This is a genomic window from Erysipelothrix aquatica (genome assembly GCF_009828775.2).
In the GTDB taxonomy this organism is placed as follows: domain Bacteria; phylum Bacillota_I; class Bacilli_A; order Erysipelotrichales; family Erysipelotrichaceae; genus Erysipelothrix; species Erysipelothrix aquatica.
In genome coordinates, this window is sequence record NZ_WTSY02000038.1 from 1 (window position 1) to 18,022 (window position 18,022).

Genomic DNA, 18,022 nt, shown 5'->3' on the forward strand with positions numbered 1-18,022 from the left:
ATATTATTCTGACATTAATTACATTGTTTATGGCAATTATGCTTATAAGATTTTTCACATTTCAAGGATCTGCACCGATTTCAAATGCTGAATTCTACGATGTAATCGAAAAAAATACCGTAACAGATTCATCAATGACAGTTCGTCAGTTTGTTATCGATATTAATGGTAAGTATAAAGATGAAAATGGACGTATGAAGACGTTTGAAACACGCTTCCCACGCACAGAACAAAATGTTAATGAATTACAAAAAATTATCGAAGCAGAAGATCCAAAGGTTACATATCCGGACATTACGGAATCAAACCTCTTTAGTGACCTTCTAGTTGTAGTTTTACCGTATGTACTACTTATTGGTGGTATGGTCTTTATATTCTCTAAAATGGGCGGCGGCGGAAATAACAAAGCCTTCGAATTTAGTAAGTCACGTGCAAAAATCCAATCAAACGTAAAAGTTCGATTTAAGGATGTTGCGGGTGCTGACGAAGAAAAAGAAGAAATGAAAGAGTTAATTGACTACTTGAAAAACCCTAAAAAATACGAAGAAATGGGTGCCCGAATTCCTAAAGGTATGTTATTAGTTGGCCCTCCGGGAACAGGTAAAACATTACTTGCTAAGGCAGCAGCCGGTGAAGCTGATGTACCATTCTTTGCAATCTCAGGTTCTGACTTTGTTGAGATGTTTGTTGGTGTCGGTGCAAGCCGTGTTCGTGATATGTTTAAAGAAGCTAAGAAAAATGCACCAAGTGTCATCTTCATTGATGAAATTGATGCTGTTGGTCGCCAACGTGGCGCCGGTCTTGGTGGTGGTCATGATGAACGCGAACAGACATTGAACCAAATGCTTGTTGAGATGGATGGAATTGAAGAAAATTCAGGTGTTGTCATTCTAGCAGCTACGAACCGTTCTGATGTTCTTGATCCTGCATTGCTACGACCAGGCCGTTTTGACCGAACAATTACTGTTGGGTTACCGGACGTTAAAGGCCGTACAGCTATTCTTGGCGTTCATGCTCGTAATAAACAACTTGCACAAGATGTCGAGCTTGAAAATATTGCGCGTCGTACACCTGGATTCTCAGGAGCTGACTTAGAAAACGTTCTCAACGAAGCAGCAATTCTTGCGGTTCGAGAGAAACAACCTAAAATTACAATGGAACTACTTGATGAGGCGATTGACCGAGTCATGATGGGTCCAGCTAAAAAATCACGTAAGTATGGTGAAAAAGAACGTCATATGGTCGCAGTCCATGAAACAGGACATGCTATTATTGGATTGAAACTTGCTGCAGCTGATAAAGTTCAGAAAGTTACAATCATCCCTCGTGGCGAAGCTGGTGGATATAACTTGATGACACCTGAAGAAGAAACATTTACACAAAGTGCAACAGATCTTAAAGCTAAGATTACTGGATTACTTGGTGGTCGTGTTGCGGAAGAAGTATTCTTTGATGAAATTTCAACGGGTGCATATAGTGATATTCAACGTGCTACACGTATAGCTCGTGCAATGGTTACAACATATGGAATGAGTAATTTAGGACCTATTCAATATGATGATGGCCAAGGTGACAACGTCTTCTTAGGTCGTGACTATTCATCACGTTCAAGCTACTCTGGCGAAATTGCCTTTGAAATTGATAAAGAAGTACGTCGCATTATTGACGAAGCTAAAGAAGAAGCAAGAGTTATTATTGAGGCACAACGTCCATTAATGGAACGCATTGTTGCTGCGCTTCTGGAATTTGAAACAATTACTGCAGAACAAATCAATAATATTGTTGAAGGACGCGATGCAAATGATGCGGGGAATGAACCTGTAGAAGTAGAAATAGTAGAAGCATAATCAATGCCCCATTTCGATGGGGCATTTTAAACCAAATAGGAGATAAATATGACAGATCAAATCGTACGAGGGCTCGCACGTGGTGGCCGTGTTCGGTTCTTTGTGACTAAAACAACAAACGCAGTAGAAAAGGCAAGAGTAATTCATGATACCTATCCAGCAGCATCCGCAGCATTAGGTCGGGTTATGAGTGTTGCTGTAATTATGGGATCAACCTTAAAAAGTGATAACGAAAAAATTGTTACGGAAATCAAAAGTAATGGTGTTCTTAACCATATTCTCGTAAATGCAGATAATGCAGGAAATGTACGTGGATTGGTATCAAACCCTCACGCTCATCAGGTGAATGAAGCAACGGGCAAACTTGATGTCGGAGGCATCGTAGGTCAAGGGTCACTACATGTCACTTATAAGTCTGGAAACTCAGCAACGTTTAGTTCCCAAGTAGAACTTCGGACTGGTGAAATTGGTGAAGACTTTGCATATTACTATGCTCAAAGTGAGCAAATTCCATCAGCATTATCTGTTGGGGTGTTGGTAAATGAAGATCTCAGCATTATGTCTGCGGGAGGAATTTTAATTCAGGTTCTACCAGAGGCGACAGAAGAAGATATTGTAGCAATCGAAACTGTGTTTTCACAGTTGCCGCCAGTTTCCAACATTATGATTGATAAAGAGGCAATAGATGTTGCGGCATCCCTTTTTGAAGATAGTGTTATCTTAGGAAGCCAAGATGTGCAATATTACTGTGGATGCAATCGTGAGCAAATGCTTGATGTGCTGCGCACATTATCGAGCGATGATTTAACTGAAATTATCGAAGAAGATAAAGGCGCAACGTTGAAGTGTCATTATTGCAATGAAGAATACCATTTCGAAGAAAACGAACTTCAATCAATTATCAATGAACGAAGTTAAATGAGTGAACGCACTGCGTTCGCTCTTTGCATATTCAGTAAAAAATATCTAAGAAACGATATAAGATGAATTAAATCAAAGAATTTGATAGAATAGTAAGTGATAAATTAATAACAAGGAAGAAGAGTGAAATTATGTCGCATGAATTAACAGAACAAGAACTTGTTCGTCGAGAAAAAATGGAAGCCTTACGCGAAAAGGGAATTGACCCTTACGCAAGTGGTTTCAAGCCGAAGGAACGCTCGAAAGAAATCTTGGATGCATACGACCTGAAATCAAAAGAAGAACTCGCAGAATTAGCTGTAACTACATCTGTCGCTGGGCGCGTCATGACCAAACGACTCATGGGAAAAGCTGGATTCATCCATCTTCAAGACCGTGATGGACAAATCCAAGTATATATCCGTAAAGATACAGTAGGTGATGAACAATTTGAATATTTCCAAGATTTAGATCTAGGCGATATCATTGGCGTCGAAGGGATTATTTTCCGTACAAACCATGGGGAATTATCCGTAAAGGCAACAAATGTAGTCCACTTAACAAAAGCACTACGTCCATTACCAGATAAATTCCATGGCTTGCAAGATATTGAAGAACGTTACCGTCGGCGTTATCTAGACCTCATTATGAATGAAGAGTCACGAAACACAGCATTTATGCGTCCTAAAATTATGAGAGCAATCCGTAATTTCTTTGATGATCGTGGATTAGCGGAAGTTGAAACACCTGTGCTAACACCGATACTTTCAGGAGCAGCTGCCCGTCCTTTCGTAACACATCACAATACGCTAGATATGGATTTCTATCTACGAATCGCTACGGAGCTACCGTTGAAACGATTAATCGTTGGTGGAATGGAAGGGGTCTACGAAATTGGACGTCTATTCCGTAACGAAGGAATGAGTCCAAAACATAATCCAGAGTTCACAACTGTAGAGGCGTATGTAGCATATGCAGATATGAATGATATGATGGATTTGACAGAAGACTTAATGCTATATCTAGCTGACAATGTCTTAGGTACAACAGAGATTAATTATCAAGGAAAAGATATCTCATTAAAAGGACCTTACCGACGCGTCCATATGGCAGAGCTGATTAATGAAGTTAAAGGTGTCAATTTCTTCGATGTAAAATCAGATGCTGAAGCACTTGAGATCGCAAAAGCACATGGACTTCATATTGCTAAACACCAACAAACATTCGGTCATGTTGTGAATGAATTCTTTGAAACATTCTGTGAAGAAACAATTGTTCAACCGACATTTGTTTATGGTCACCCTGTTGAGGTTTCTCCACTCGCGAAGAAAAATGCAGCAGACCCTCGTTTTACAGACCGTTTTGAATTCTTCGTTGACGCGCGTGAATATGCAAATGCATTTAGCGAACTTAACGATCCCATTGATCAACGTGAGCGTTTTGAGAATCAACTTAAGGAAAAAGACCTTGGAAATGATGAGGCAACGGACATGGATATCGATTTTGTTGAGGCACTTGAATATGGAATGCCGCCAACAGGTGGAATTGGAATTGGTTTAGATCGACTTATTATGCTCCTCACAGATAGTGCAAGCATTCGCGATGTACTCTTATTCCCACACATGAAAAACAGATAAAATGTATTTTACTTAATCCATAACAATCACTTGTTATGGATTTTTTTGTCGTTACACAGCGAATATCTGCAAGGTCAACAAAAACATTCTTGAAGAATGTTTTTGTTGACAGATTAATAAACGAGGTATAAAATTAAAACATACCAAAAGAATGTTTGAGGAAAGCCAATGAAAAAATACACAGCGAAAGAGGTTAAAGTTTTGATTCTTGATAGTGCAGTCAAGCAGTTCACGAGTCGAGGATTCGAGACAACTCGAGTACAAGATATTATGGACCCGTTAGATGGCTTAACTAAAGGTGCGTTTTACCATCACTTCAAGTCTAAAGAAGAAATCGCTGATAAAGTTGTTGAACGAATGCTACCTGATCGTAATGTGTTTGATTCAATACTCAAGGACACTTCTTTGAATGGATTGAGAAAAATACAAGAATTGTTTCTTGCAAGTATGTTCGATAAATCAACATATCAATATGTAAGCACTTCTTTTGAATTGTTGAGTAGCCCAAGATTCTTTCTAAAGTACATTGAGTATGTAAATGAACTATTAGTTCCATATCTCGAGTGTGGTCTAGAAGAGGGTGCAGTCGATGGTTCGCTTAGCGTTACCCATATCAGGCAGACGGCAGAATTAGTTACGTTAGTATTAAGTACGTGGTTTATAAATGCTATATTTCCAAATACTGTTGAAACACTGAATGAGAAATTGATGGTTGCACAAGCATTCTTGAGTAATAGTAATGTAAATATTCTTGACGAGTATGTATTGAACCGCATGAGTGAAGAAGTCGGGAAAAACGCAAAAAGCGAATAGAGGTAAATATGAAAAAAGGGTTAAAGATTGTTCTTATTCTAGTTATTACAATTGCAGTTATTGTTGGAGTAATCTTTGGGGGATTATACGTCAACAACAAAAATAAACTCAAAGCCGAAAAAAGCGAAATTATTGAATATGGTCAAAAAGTTAAAGTAAGTGGTAAAAACATGCAGGTTTACATGCAAGGTGAAGGAGATCAGACATTCGTTCTTTTACCTGGATACTTGACGGGTTCCCCTAAAATTGACTTTGAATTACTTATTAATGAGCTTTCTAAAGATGCGCGTGTGGTTGTGGTAGAACCCTTTGGATATGGGTTAAGTGATGATACTGAAACGCCAAGAACTGTTGAAAATATGGTCGAGGAAATTCATGCAGCGCTTGCATCATTGGATATCGACACGTATGCACTTGTTACACATTCAATCTGGGGAGTATATGCGTTAAAATATATAAATACATACCCCAATGAGGTCACAATGCATGTGGGTATAGATAGTAGTTTACCATCACAGGGTGGTGCGGATGAGAATCAAGAATCTACTATCGCTTTCTTGGCTAAATCAGGTATTTATAGATTTATGGCAGATTCATCCGATGATTTTTTACTCATTCCAAGTACCGATGAAGCTACGAAAAAACAGTTCAAATATATATCACTTAAAAATATTGGTTCTAGTGCGACAGTCAATGAAGGCAAAGAAATGCAGAATAACTTTGATAAAACAATAAACTTGAAGTACCCAAGCGATTTACCGGTCCTATACATTCTGGCAAGTGAAAGCGTGGATCCTGATCCAAATTGGATTCCAATACATGAAGCAATGTTGCAAGATGTCAATCAAGGTAAACTTGTTGTCTTAGAGGGTGGTCATTATCTTCATCATACACAGTCGGTCGAAATCGTGAAACAAATACATGAGTTTAAGGGTGAGGTAAGTGGCGATAACTAACCAAGAACGAAGTATTCATGATTGTGACTTACTCACTAAAATTGTAGAATTAGTTTCTAATCATATGCTTGATATAATGAAGATTCATGCTCATATTTGAGATAATGAACAATGGGTTATAATACTATATAAAGCGTTACAAGAACCAAAACCCGAGTATTCGGGTTTTTCTACGAAATTACCCGATAAACTTTATCTCGTAAATACAATATGTTAGAATAACTCAAAGGGAAATAAGAGGTGTATTATGAATTATTCAGTACTGTTAGTTGCGGCAGGTAAGGGTGCTGCAGAGGGTGAAAGCTATGAAAAGGCAATTGCATCATTTGATGACTCCAAAAGTGTTCTCGGAAAAACCATTTCAATTTTTCAACGCGATGAAAATTGTCGCCAAATTGTAATCGTTACAAGTGCAGCGGATATGCAAAAATTTGTGCAAACTACAGGTAGTGGTAAAATCGTCTACGTAAAAGGTGGAAAAACACGTACCGATAGTGTGAAAATTGGGTTGATGGCGATATCGGAAGATGTTGTCTTGATTCATGATGGTGTTCGTCCATGGTTAACCCAAAGTCTCATTGATAAACTTATTCATCGAATGGGAACCGAAAAGGCATGTGTCCTTGCGATTGAACCACGTGCTGCAGTACATAGAGTTGTGAATGGATACATCGTGGAAACGGTAGACACATCAACGCTCATGGTGTCTCAGACACCACAAGCATTCAATACATCATTTATCATTAACTGCTATAATAAAGCGCGAAATATTGATCATGAATTTACAGATGATGCGTCCGTTGTCCGTGCTGTCAGTGAAGTGAAAATTGCGGTAGAACACGGAGATGTTCGCAACGCACGCTTTATTTTAAAAAACAATAATTAATAATTATGAAAAGAATGAATCCTTGCGTATTTAACATTGATGGAATGTATTTACACGCAAGGATTCATTTGCTATAATGAATAAACGGATAAACGCAATTATCCTTGCTCATTATGAGCCATAGACCAAAAGGAGGTGTACACATGCGTAAATATGAATTAATGTACATCGTAAAACCTTCATTAGACGAAGAAGCACGTACTGCAGTGATTGAAAAGTCACATGCAATCTTAACAGATAACGGAGCAACTCTTGATAACGTCAATGAATGGGGATTACGTGAGCTAGCATACGAAATCGAAGACTTTAAAAAAGGTTACTATGTTGTTACTACATTTACATCAGAAGACACAGCAATAAACGAATTCAATCGTTTAACACGTATCAATAAAGATGTATTACGTCATATGATTGTTCGTTTAGAAGACTAATCTAAAGGAGTGATTTAACTATGATTAACCGCGCAATATTAGTGGGTCGTTTGACTCGAGACCCAGAACTTCGTAAAACACAAACAGGTAAATCCGTTGTTTCATTCACTGTCGCAGTAAACCGTCGCTTTTCTCAACAAGAGCAAGCTGACTTTATAAACTGTGTCGCGTGGAATCAAACAGCTGACTTTATCTCAAACTACCTTACAAAAGGTGCTTTAATTAGTGTCGAAGGTTCAATTCAATCGAGATCGTATGAAGATGCTACTGGTAAACGTGTATATGTACAAGAAATTAATGCTGAAAGTGTTAATTCATTGGAATCACGTACACAACGTCAAGAGCGTGAGCAACAAACTCAACCGTATCAGTCATCAGGTGCACAATCTACACCTGCATATCAAGCTGATCCGGAACCATCATTCTCAATGGATGATGAACCAGTTCTAGATATTACTAGTGACGATCTTCCATTCTAACCAGAAAGGAGCTAGACTATGTCATTCAAAAAATTCCGTGGACCACGTCGTAAAGTTTGCTACTTTACAAAAAATAACATCGATACAATCGATTACAAAGATGTGGAACTCTTAAAACGCTTTATCTCAGCAAACGGTAAAATTATTCCAAGACGTGTAACAGGAACAAAAGCTAAATTCCAACGTCCATTAGCAACAGCTATCAAACGTGCACGCCAAATGGCTTTATTACCATACGTATCAGACAACTAAGATACATATGAATCCTCTCACGCAAGTGAGAGGTTTTTTATATAAAGGGGTGTACTTATGAAAACTACAAAACATCTAACAACCGGTGCAATGACCGTAGCACTTACAACGCTTGTAATGCTTTTTGATCGCGCAACTGTTGGCGTATTTATGTCTTTTTTACCCGTTCCACTCATTGTGTATGGGTTCTACTTTGGGCTTAAATCTAGTTTTCCGGTGTATGTTGCATGTGTTGTATCAGCACTTATTTTCACCGGATATTTACCTACAGTTCTCCTTATGACAGGCTATGGTCTTATTGGGCTTGTTTGTATTTTTGCAAATTCCAAGAAGTTGAAAACAAGGCAAACCTATGCACTCTTGGTGGTATCCGCAATACCTGTTTACGTATTGATGATTACACAATTCGGAGCTTTTTTTGGATTTGAATATTCCCTTGCGTATTCGGCAACACAAAATATGATGCCGTACATTGCGAATCCTGCGATTTACCATATAATAATTATTATAGGAATCTTAATATTGATTCTCATGGAAACCTTCATTATCAAAACAAGCTCGACGATCCTCATTAATGTTATGCAGCGACGCTTTAAAAAATGAGTCAATAGTCAGAAAGTCCTATTTGTGATAAAATTATAGACGAAACCTTAGGGGGAATTTTATGATAAAAAAATTCGAAATGCTTAAAACGCAACTCTTGATTATTGCGTTTGTGGAAGTCGCACTAATCGTTGTCTTTCAATTAGCTTTTCCAGATAATCTCTATATCTTGCAATATATCATTATTCTCGTAAATCTTATCATCATTGGTGTAATGTTTTACACGACTGTAAGTAGCACCCAAAGTCGTGTTCTTAAAGTATCCGACTTATTAGGATATGAGGCACAAGATGCGTTTGAGTACGGGAAAATTTCTGTTGTCACCATTACAGATGATGGAACCATAACATGGGTGAGTGAAAATTTTGAAGAATCGGATATTGGAAAAAACATTCGAACTGCATACCCCGAAGTTATGAAATTGATAAATGGCAAAGAAAAATTTGTACGATTAACAATTAAGAATAAAGAATATGAGGCGACCATTAGAAATAATGACAATATCATATTTTTTAAAGATGTTTCGAGACTTACTGAGTTGGAACGCAATAACCGTAACAATTCCGTTGTTTTAGGAATTGCGTATTTAGATAACTATGAAGAAACGACACAGTACGAAGAGGAACAAGTTATCGCGTTAATTGATATGAATATTAGGCAAGCAGTTGTACGTTGGGCGGATCGTCATAAAATGTACATCCGACGTATTCGATCAGACCGTTATCTGTTGGTACTAAATGAAGAAATTTTACAAGAAATTACCCAAGAACGATTTACAATTCTCCATGAAATTCGCAAAGAAGCGGCAAAGATGGATGCAAGTATTACATTATCATTGGCGTTTGCCCGCCAAGCTGAGAGTTTTAGAGAGTTAGAAGACATGTCGAACCGTGCTCTTGAACTTGCTCAAGGTCGTGGTGGAGATCAGGTCGTTATTAACACTAAAGATGGCGAAATGACATATTTCGGTGGATCAACAGAAGCGGTTGAAAAACGAAGTAAGGTTCGTGTTCGTGTCATGGCCCAAAATCTCGGAGATGTTATCAATAATTCGACAGAAGTCCTTATTGTGGGACATAGAATGATGGATTTTGATTGCTTTGGGAGTGCACTAGGGGTAGCAGCGATTGCAGAAGTTTATGGCAAACGTGCTTCAATCGTCCTGAATCCAGATGATATCGAAGCAAATCTATCCGATGCAATACGAAAAAATCGTGAAGAATTTGAAAAAAATCATAATTTCATAAGTCATTCACAAGCACTCAGTATAATTACAGACAAGACATTAGTGATCATGGTTGACCACCATAGTCTTGAACAGACACAATTCTTAGATATTATCGGAATGGCAAAACGGATTGCTGTTATCGATCATCATCGTCGAACTGGAGAATTTAAATTTAAACCGCTCCTTACCTATATTGAGTCATCGGCCTCATCAGCGAGTGAATTAATAATTGAACTCTTCCCGTACCATCGTAAAAACGTTGTGATTAGTAAGTTAGTTGCAACATATATGTATACAGGAATGATTATTGACACAAACCGATTCAGACACCGCAGTGGAAGCCGAACATTCCAAGCAGCAGCGGAATTGCGCAAATATGGTGCTGATTTAGCAGAAGTTGAAAATATGCTACGTGATGATTATGGTGACTTTGAAACGAAAACAAAAATTCTTGCGACAAGTAAACTCTATGATGATTACGTTATCGCAGCATATAAACACGGAATATTGCAACGAACAATGCTTTCGCAAGCAGCAGATGAAATTCTATCCGTAAGGGAGGTTGAGGCATCCTTTGTGATTGCGTCAGTCGATGAAGAATCGATTGCAATCTCAGCACGCTCTAAAGGCGAACTCAATGTCCAGGTTGTGATGGAGAAATTAGGGGGTGGCGGACACTTTACAGGTGCTGCTACCGTAATTCGAAATCAATCAATGAATGAAATCGTTGAAGCTTTACAAGAAGCGATTAAAACAGTAAGAGAGGAACGTGACTAATATGAAAGTAATACTATTAAAAGATGTAAAAAAATTAGGAAAAAAAGACGAAATTGTAGAGGTTGCAGATGGCTACGCACGTAACTTTTTATTTCCTGGGAAATTAGCGGTTATTGCAAGTGGTGGAAGTCGTGAAGTTCTCAAAGATCAAAAAGATGCTCGCGCCGAGGAACATGCAATTGAAGTTGAAAAGGCAAAAGAAATAGCAAAACGTTTAGAAGATATTACATTAGAATTTACAGTTAAAGTTGGAAAAGGTGGTCGAACATTTGGTTCAATATCGACAAAACATGTGGAAGAGGCATTGCGTAAAGACTACGATATCCGTGTGGATAAACGTAAATTCAAACCTAATGGTCCCGTATCCCATTTAGGTATGAACCGTATTACGGCAACAATCTTCGATCATGTAACAGGTGAAATCAAAGTTCGACTAATAGGGGAAGAATAATCCATGCGTCAATTACCGTATAGTCATGATGCGGAGGTTGCGATTCTTGGTACGTTACTGGTCTATCCAGATTCAGTCAATCGTATTAATGAACATAACCTTGTAGTAGATGACTTCTACAACACTGAACATCAAAAAATATTCCGTCATATGTTAGACATAATTGAGGCTGGAAACTTTTTAGATGCAACGACATTAATTTCAAGACTTAGAGATCATCATGAACTTGATAGTATTGGTGGCGTTGACTTTCTATTCTATTTAACAGCGAATGCTGCAGCCCCTGCTACATTGAAGCATTATGTTGATGTCGTTCAAGAAAAGGCACAAATTAGACGTCTCATTAGTGTTGCACAATTAATCGTGGACCAAGGGTTCGACTCAACAACAGAAGTTAAGAATCTTCTCGATTTTGCGGAAAAGGGTGTATTAGAAGTTACGCAAGATCGCCAGGTTTCAGATATGCTATCAAGTCAGGAAGTTGTTGCTGAATTCTTGGCGAATCTAGCAAAAATTCAAGAAAATAGAGATCGTATCACCGGCTTAAAGACAGGATTTGAAAGTTTAAATCGCGTTACAAATGGACTTCAACGTGGAGATTTAATTATTTTAGCCGCCCGCCCGTCGGTTGGTAAAACAGCGTTTGCACTAAACCTTGCACTTAATGTGGCAAGACATAACGATAACGGTAAAGGAAGTGTTGCAGTTTTCTCCTTAGAGATGCCAGCCACACATTTAATGAGCCGTATGCTCGCTGCACAATCTTCGATTAAAAGTGAATTTTTAAGATCGGGGAATTTGACAGATGAAATGTCCAATGATTTAAGTATGGCGGCAAGCGTGCTGTCAAACACGAATATTTATATCGATGATAGTTCGACAGTAACGATGGCGGAGATTTTCTCGAAATGCCGAAAATTAAAAGCAGAAGTTGGTTTGGATATGGTTGTTATTGACTATATTCAGTTGATTACAGGACGTGGAAATTCCGATAGTCGCCAACAAGAAGTTTCTGAAATATCCCGTGGTCTAAAACAATTAGCCAGGGAAATGGAAGTTCCGGTTATTGCGCTCTCACAATTATCGCGTAACGTGGAAAAACGAGAAGTCAAAATCCCGCAATTGAGTGATCTCCGTGAGTCGGGTTCGATTGAGCAAGATGCGGATATCGTCATGTTCCTTTATCGTGAAGAATACTATACACAGCACGAAGAAAACGATGATGTACCGAAAGGGCCCAAACCCGATCTGCAAGAAGTTTTGGTCAAAATTAGTAAACACCGTAACGGTGCTCTTGCAGATATAACGATGCAATTCAATGCATCAATAACTAAATTTTACGATGTAGCAACAGGAAGGTAGGTGATGCTCGATGAAGAAAAATTTTATTGTGATAGGAGTTGCGCTAGGACTGAGTGTAATTCTTGGATTGCTCGGTAAATATCAATCAGACCAACAAAGCATTGAAGCGGCTATGCAAGTCATTGATACATCGAAAGCAAACTTCCCTCAAGAGGTTGTAGCGGTAAATGATCGCCCAGTTGAGATCACAAAACTCTATCATTCAGGAAAACTTGTCGGAATCATTCGCGATACATCGCGATTGGATACCATGTTCAATGATGTTTATGCTAATGAATATGCAGAAGAGTTTCCAGATTCAAAACTGAGTTTCATCGATGATATTTACCAAACCAAAGAATTGAGTTATAACATTTACGAAGATCGTGATGTAGAAATCTTTGGCTATATTCACGAGAAGAATTTATTTGCGATTGAAAGTAACAAAGTAACGTTCTCAAACGGTGCAGTTATCTATGTTAAAAATAGAGAAGACTTTAACACTGCGCGGGAAATGTTTATAAAAAACTTTGTGACAGAAGCAGGTTACGAGGCATTTGTTAATCAAAAGAAACCGACAACTCCCGATAGTTCAGGTATGCTCGAAAAATCTCTGGAAATTAACGAAACAGTAAAAATCGAAAAAGGACTTGCAAGTAAAGAAGATATTCTCATGAATGAAGACCAGGTGTTGACGTTCTTAAACTATGGCTATGAACCTAAACTTGAGAATTATACAGTCCAAAAATATGATACCGTTGCTGGGGTGGGGTCACAAAATGGGATGTCCGCATCACAAATTGTATCCATCAATAGCGATAAAATTTCGTCAGAACAACAAATTTTACAAGAAGGTATGGAATTGAACGTCAGTAAATTTGACTCACCATTTACCGTTCTTGTAACAAAAGAAATGAAAACAACTGAACCAATCTACCCAGAAGATATCGAGTACGTTGAAGATCCAACAGTCGATGAGGGAACAGAGATTGTAGATGTGGTGGCACAAGAAGGTATTGCGGATGTTTCCTATAACATTTTATTTGTGAACGGGGAACAACAGCGTTCCGATGAAACATCTCGAAAAACGACCACAGAAGCGGTTCGCGGAAAAGTGCGAATTGGAACCAAAGAAGAGCCAAAAGTATCAAATATTGGTGTTGCTGGAACGGGTCGATGGCCATTGGCGGATGGACGTGTTATTTGTGAGTTTGGATGTTACGGTGGACACCGTGGGGTTGATATGCAACCGTGGGGTGTCTATGGATCAATCTTCTCAATTGACCGTGGTGTTGTAAATGGTAAAGGATATGATCAATCTGGGTGGGGTCATTGGGTGCGGATCAACCATGGTAATGGTTACCAATCACTTTATGCCCATATGCCAGGTCCTGCAGCAGTATCGCAAGGTGAAACGGTTGCAGCTGGACAGTATCTCGGTCAAGTTGGAGATACAGGTTTTGCAACTACACCTCACTTACATTTAGAAATTTGGGATTCTGGGGGGAATCGACTTAATGCATGCAACGGCTTTGTTACATGTAGATAGAAAGGATGTTTGATTTGAAAAAGCAGCTACCCGTTATTCTAGGAGCAGCTCTACTAAGTATTGTTTTGGGATATTTGCTCAATCAGAGTGACTCCAAAATGAGAAATAGTGAGACTTATCAAATTACAGATGTTGCCTCAGCAATCATTCCACAAAATGTTGTTGCAACCAGTGATAAACCCCATGAGGTCGTTAAAATATACCAAAAAGATACCTTGATTGGAATCTTAAACAATACAGAATCGTTTGAAAGCAACTTTGATCGTGTTTATGAAGCAGAGTACAAAGACAAATTTGAAAATTCAAAACTTGGACCATCAGAAGATGTCTACACAACAAAGGCACTCAGCTACAATTCATACGAGAACAAAGACACAGAAATTTTCAATTACCTTTACGACCAAGGATTATTGGCTATTGAAGCACATAAAATTGAGTTTTCAAACGGTGCGATTATTTACGTGAAAAATATCGAAGATTTCGAACGAGCACGTGAAGGATTCATTAAAAACTTTGTGTCATCGGATGATGTCTACAATGTACTAAAAAAAGGTGAAAAATTACCGCCGATGACTGGCTATGGTGAACGAGAGATTGCACTGAGTGTTAAAGAGACAATTCAAGTTACACCAGGCTTTGCGCCGGTTGACAAAATTATGCAGGACGAAGCAACTGTACTTAAGTTTCTAAGTTATGGATACGATCCAAGTATTGAAACTTATGAAGTCGAACGCTTTGATACCGTTGATGGTATTGGTTGGAAACATGGGATGACAGGCTCTCAAATTCTTTCGCTGAACCGAGATAAAATTGTTAGTAGAGAACAACTCTTACAGCCAGGAACAGTTCTAAATGTTAGCAAGTTTAACTCGCCACTGACAGTTGAAGTTGTTCGAGAACGACGTATTGAGGAGATTGTGTACCCCGAAGACATTGAATACGTGGAAGATCCAGAACTAAAAGAAGGCGTCGAAATAATCGATGTTGTCGAACGAAATGGATTGCGTGATGTTACGTATAACGATACAACGGTCAATATGCAGTCGGTTTCCTCCAAAAGAGTATCGGAGCATACTACAGTCGAACCAATACGCGGAAAAGTACGTGTTGGTACAAAAATTGAACCTCGCATTGGGAGTGGGAAGTTCCGTTGGCCTGTTACCAATGGATTCATCACCTGTGCTTATGGAAATAGTTGTTATCAAGGACATAATGGAACTGATTTTGTTTACTTTGGAAATGGTGGTCTGGGTGAAATCTATGCATCTGACCGCGGTGTCGTAATCGAAGCGACATACAAAGACGATTGGGGTAATTATGTATTAATAGACCATGGAAATGGATACCAAACACGTTACGCTCATATGCGTAATCCGGGATCATATGTCCAAGTCGGAGAGGTTGTTACTGCCGGCCAGCCGATTGGGTATATTGGTAATACGGGTCGAAGTTTTGGAGCCCATGTTCACTTTGAAGTTTACCAATCCGGAACACGGATTGATCCATGTTCTGTGTTAGGTTGTTAGCAGGAGGTGGTGTAAAAAAATGAATTATGCAATACTGGCAAGTGGATCGAAAGGGAATGCATGTATTATAGAAACAAACGGTACACGCATCCTTATTGACTGTGGTACAACCAAAAGATACCTAAGTCAAAGTTTTGAATCTCTTGGTTTAGGATTTGATGATATCGATCATGTTTTGATAACACATGACCACTCCGACCATACAAGCCAATTAAAGCATTTCAAGAACAAGTCAGTATTTACATCGTCTCCTGATATGGAAGACTTTACAACAGTCATTCCATATGAGCCCTTTGAGATTGAAGGGATTCACATCATGCCGATTAAAACATCGCACGATGATGCATATTCTGTAGGCTATGTTCTTGATGATGGAAAACGCAAGTTGGTTTATATGACCGATACAGGCTATGTTAAGGAAACAGATCTCGTCTATTTACGAAATGCAGATTACTATATTTTAGAAAGTAATCATGATCCGGAAATGTTGATGAAAACGATAAGGCCATACTATATCAAACAGCGCATACTGTCAGATGTTGGGCACTTGTCAAATGCTGATGCCGGGTTAGTGTTATCAAAAGTTGTTACAGAGAATACGAAACAAATAGTACTCGCGCACTTGAGCGCCGAAGCAAATACCGAAGCACTGGCAATTGAAACTGTGTCGGATATTGTTTCAAACCCTAGGATAGAAATAAGCGTCGCAAAACAATATGAGATTGTAATGGGAGGCATAAACAATGAAAAACAATGATGGATTTAAACGCACTTTTTTAGGAATACTCATAGTTTTACTTGCTTGGAATGGTTTCTTAACATACCAGCTCTATGAGGTAAATAACAAACCGACAACAACACAAACTGAGTCAGGAAAATCATCTCAGGAAGTTGTTACGAATTTTGATATTGATACAACACGCGTTGTTGAAAAAGTTGAAGACAAAGTAGTAAGTGTCGTTAATTACCAAGGCGATCGTGCCATGGGAAGTGGTTCAGGTGTCATCTATAAGAATACTGGTGATACACTTCAAATCATTACTAACGAACATGTCGTCAATGGAGGAAACAAATTTAGCGTACGTTTGTCAAACGGTGAAGATAAAGAGGCGACATTAATTGGCTCTGATCCACTGTCAGACCTTGCTTTGCTTGAAGTTAAAGAAAAAACAGCTATCGAACCAATTGTGCTAGGAGATTCATCGGGATTGAAAGTTGGTGAATTTGTATTAGCGATCGGAAGTCCAATCGATCTTGAATTCGCAAACTCAGTTACATTCGGAGTTGTTTCCGGAAAAGACCGAAAAATCCCTGTTGACATAAATGGAGACGGCCAACCGGATTGGGATAGAGTTGCAATCCAAACAGATGCAGCAATTAACCCTGGGAACAGTGGTGGCGCACTTGTGAACTTAAATGGCGAACTCATCGGAATTAACTCGATGAAATTGAACCCACAACAAGTTGAAGGAATGGGATTTGCGATTCCAGCAAATGAAGTTCAACGCGTCATCGACGAAATCGCGGCAACTGGAAAAGTACAATATCCTGTACTCGGAGTATCATCAACATCGGTAGACGCGTTAAATCCATTCCAAAGAAGTTACTACAACATTCCGGATGATTTAAAAGGCGGTGTCTTTGTAGTTGAAGTTGTCGATAAGAGTCCAGCAGCATTGGGTGGTATAAAGGAAAATGATGTCATTACAAGTTTTGACGGTAAAGAGATTACAGATTACAAGACTTTTAGAAATCAACTTTACACCAAAAAATCAGGCGACACGGTATCGATGCAAGTACTCCGTGCTGGGAAAACGATTGATTTGGAAGTAACTCTCAAGTGATAAAAATAATCGCAATTGGAAAAATTAAAGAAAAAGAGATGCAAGCACTCATTGCAGAATTTCAAAAACGCCTTAAACCGATTCATACGATTGAGATGATTGAATTGCCAAATAGTAATAAAAAAGAAAATGATATTATTGGTATTATTCAAGATGAGTCGCAGCGCGTTCTCGACAAAATAGATCCTCGGGACCATGTTGTTCTCTTGGATTTACAAGGAAAAGATTTTACCTCTGAACAAATGTCCAGGAAACTGGTGGATTTGATAGATCACGGAAAAACGGTGGTGTTCATTATCGGAGGTTCACATGGAGTAAGTGATGAAATACGACAACGAGCAAATATACGTTGGCGAATTTCGAACCTAACATTCCCCCATCAACTTGTTCGATTAATGCTTTATGAACAAGTGTACCGAATGTTTATGATAGCTAAGAATCACCCATACCATAAGTAGTTTGAAATGGTTAGCATTAAAAAGTGCATTAGATTGTATTATTC

The 18,022-nt window shown here is 38.6% G+C and carries 18 protein-coding genes; all 18 read left to right on the plus strand.

The window, feature by feature from the left end; genetic code table 11:
• Nucleotides 1–2: 2 nt before the first annotated feature.
• The 18 genes from ftsH to rlmH all read left to right on the plus strand — a co-directional run bounded on the left by ftsH (nucleotide 3) and on the right by rlmH (nucleotide 17,978).
• Nucleotides 3–1,847, plus strand: a complete 1,845-nt coding sequence (gene ftsH / locus GVV20_RS09335; RefSeq protein ID WP_250690186.1) for an ATP-dependent zinc metalloprotease FtsH — start codon at nucleotides 3–5, stop codon at nucleotides 1,845–1,847.
• A 48-nt stretch (nucleotides 1,848–1,895) separates the two neighbouring features.
• The gene (gene hslO / locus GVV20_RS09340) at nucleotides 1,896–2,765 is read left to right on the plus strand and encodes an Hsp33 family molecular chaperone HslO (RefSeq protein WP_159741581.1); all 870 of its coding nucleotides are present in this window, start codon (nucleotides 1,896–1,898) and stop codon (nucleotides 2,763–2,765) included.
• A gap of 134 nt (nucleotides 2,766–2,899) precedes the next feature.
• Nucleotides 2,900–4,384: a lysine--tRNA ligase gene (gene lysS, locus GVV20_RS09345; protein WP_159741582.1), complete on the plus strand. Its 1,485-nt coding sequence runs from the start codon at nucleotides 2,900–2,902 to the stop codon at nucleotides 4,382–4,384.
• Between the two features lie 168 nt (nucleotides 4,385–4,552).
• A complete protein-coding gene (locus GVV20_RS09350; RefSeq protein ID WP_159741583.1) occupies nucleotides 4,553–5,197 on the plus strand; it encodes a TetR/AcrR family transcriptional regulator in 645 nt (214 codons plus the stop codon).
• An 8-nt stretch (nucleotides 5,198–5,205) separates the two neighbouring features.
• The gene (locus GVV20_RS09355; protein WP_159741584.1) at nucleotides 5,206–6,153 is read left to right on the plus strand and encodes an alpha/beta fold hydrolase; all 948 of its coding nucleotides are present in this window, start codon (nucleotides 5,206–5,208) and stop codon (nucleotides 6,151–6,153) included.
• Between the two features lie 247 nt (nucleotides 6,154–6,400).
• Nucleotides 6,401–7,039 (plus strand): IspD/TarI family cytidylyltransferase, encoded by a 639-nt coding sequence (locus GVV20_RS09360; RefSeq protein ID WP_159638454.1) that lies wholly within the window; start codon nucleotides 6,401–6,403, stop codon nucleotides 7,037–7,039.
• A gap of 143 nt (nucleotides 7,040–7,182) precedes the next feature.
• On the plus strand, nucleotides 7,183–7,470 hold the full coding sequence (gene rpsF / locus GVV20_RS09365) for a 30S ribosomal protein S6 (protein ID WP_159638452.1): 288 nt from the start codon (nucleotides 7,183–7,185) through the stop codon (nucleotides 7,468–7,470).
• A gap of 20 nt (nucleotides 7,471–7,490) precedes the next feature.
• A complete protein-coding gene (locus GVV20_RS09370) occupies nucleotides 7,491–7,949 on the plus strand; it encodes a single-stranded DNA-binding protein (protein WP_159641578.1) in 459 nt (152 codons plus the stop codon).
• Nucleotides 7,950–7,967: 18 nt separating this feature from the next.
• Nucleotides 7,968–8,201, plus strand: a complete 234-nt coding sequence (gene rpsR / locus GVV20_RS09375) for a 30S ribosomal protein S18 (protein ID WP_159638448.1) — start codon at nucleotides 7,968–7,970, stop codon at nucleotides 8,199–8,201.
• Nucleotides 8,202–8,258: 57 nt separating this feature from the next.
• Nucleotides 8,259–8,804 carry a YybS family protein gene (locus GVV20_RS09380; protein ID WP_159741691.1) on the plus strand — a complete coding sequence of 182 codons (546 nt, stop codon included), beginning with the start codon at nucleotides 8,259–8,261 and terminating at the stop codon, nucleotides 8,802–8,804.
• A gap of 61 nt (nucleotides 8,805–8,865) precedes the next feature.
• The gene (locus tag GVV20_RS09385) at nucleotides 8,866–10,809 is read left to right on the plus strand and encodes a GGDEF domain-containing protein (RefSeq protein ID WP_159741692.1); all 1,944 of its coding nucleotides are present in this window, start codon (nucleotides 8,866–8,868) and stop codon (nucleotides 10,807–10,809) included.
• 1 nt (nucleotide 10,810) lies between these two features.
• Nucleotides 10,811–11,260: a 50S ribosomal protein L9 gene (rplI, locus tag GVV20_RS09390; protein WP_159741814.1), complete on the plus strand. Its 450-nt coding sequence runs from the start codon at nucleotides 10,811–10,813 to the stop codon at nucleotides 11,258–11,260.
• 3 nt (nucleotides 11,261–11,263) lie between these two features.
• Nucleotides 11,264–12,622: a replicative DNA helicase gene (gene dnaB, locus GVV20_RS09395; protein WP_159641582.1), complete on the plus strand. Its 1,359-nt coding sequence runs from the start codon at nucleotides 11,264–11,266 to the stop codon at nucleotides 12,620–12,622.
• Between the two features lie 10 nt (nucleotides 12,623–12,632).
• A complete protein-coding gene (locus GVV20_RS09400; RefSeq protein ID WP_159741540.1) occupies nucleotides 12,633–14,150 on the plus strand; it encodes a M23 family metallopeptidase in 1,518 nt (505 codons plus the stop codon).
• 14 nt (nucleotides 14,151–14,164) lie between these two features.
• The gene (locus GVV20_RS09405) at nucleotides 14,165–15,676 is read left to right on the plus strand and encodes a peptidoglycan DD-metalloendopeptidase family protein (protein ID WP_236261765.1); all 1,512 of its coding nucleotides are present in this window, start codon (nucleotides 14,165–14,167) and stop codon (nucleotides 15,674–15,676) included.
• Nucleotides 15,677–15,695: 19 nt separating this feature from the next.
• Nucleotides 15,696–16,433 carry an MBL fold metallo-hydrolase gene (locus GVV20_RS09410; protein ID WP_159741537.1) on the plus strand — a complete coding sequence of 246 codons (738 nt, stop codon included), beginning with the start codon at nucleotides 15,696–15,698 and terminating at the stop codon, nucleotides 16,431–16,433.
• Nucleotides 16,420–17,520, plus strand: a complete 1,101-nt coding sequence (locus tag GVV20_RS09415) for a S1C family serine protease (RefSeq protein ID WP_159741536.1) — start codon at nucleotides 16,420–16,422, stop codon at nucleotides 17,518–17,520. Before GVV20_RS09410 ends, GVV20_RS09415 begins: the two co-directional genes overlap by 14 nt.
• Nucleotides 17,517–17,978, plus strand: a complete 462-nt coding sequence (gene rlmH, locus GVV20_RS09420; protein ID WP_159741535.1) for a 23S rRNA (pseudouridine(1915)-N(3))-methyltransferase RlmH — start codon at nucleotides 17,517–17,519, stop codon at nucleotides 17,976–17,978. The genes GVV20_RS09415 and rlmH overlap by 4 nt, the downstream gene beginning before the upstream one ends.
• Nucleotides 17,979–18,022 lie beyond the last annotated feature (44 nt).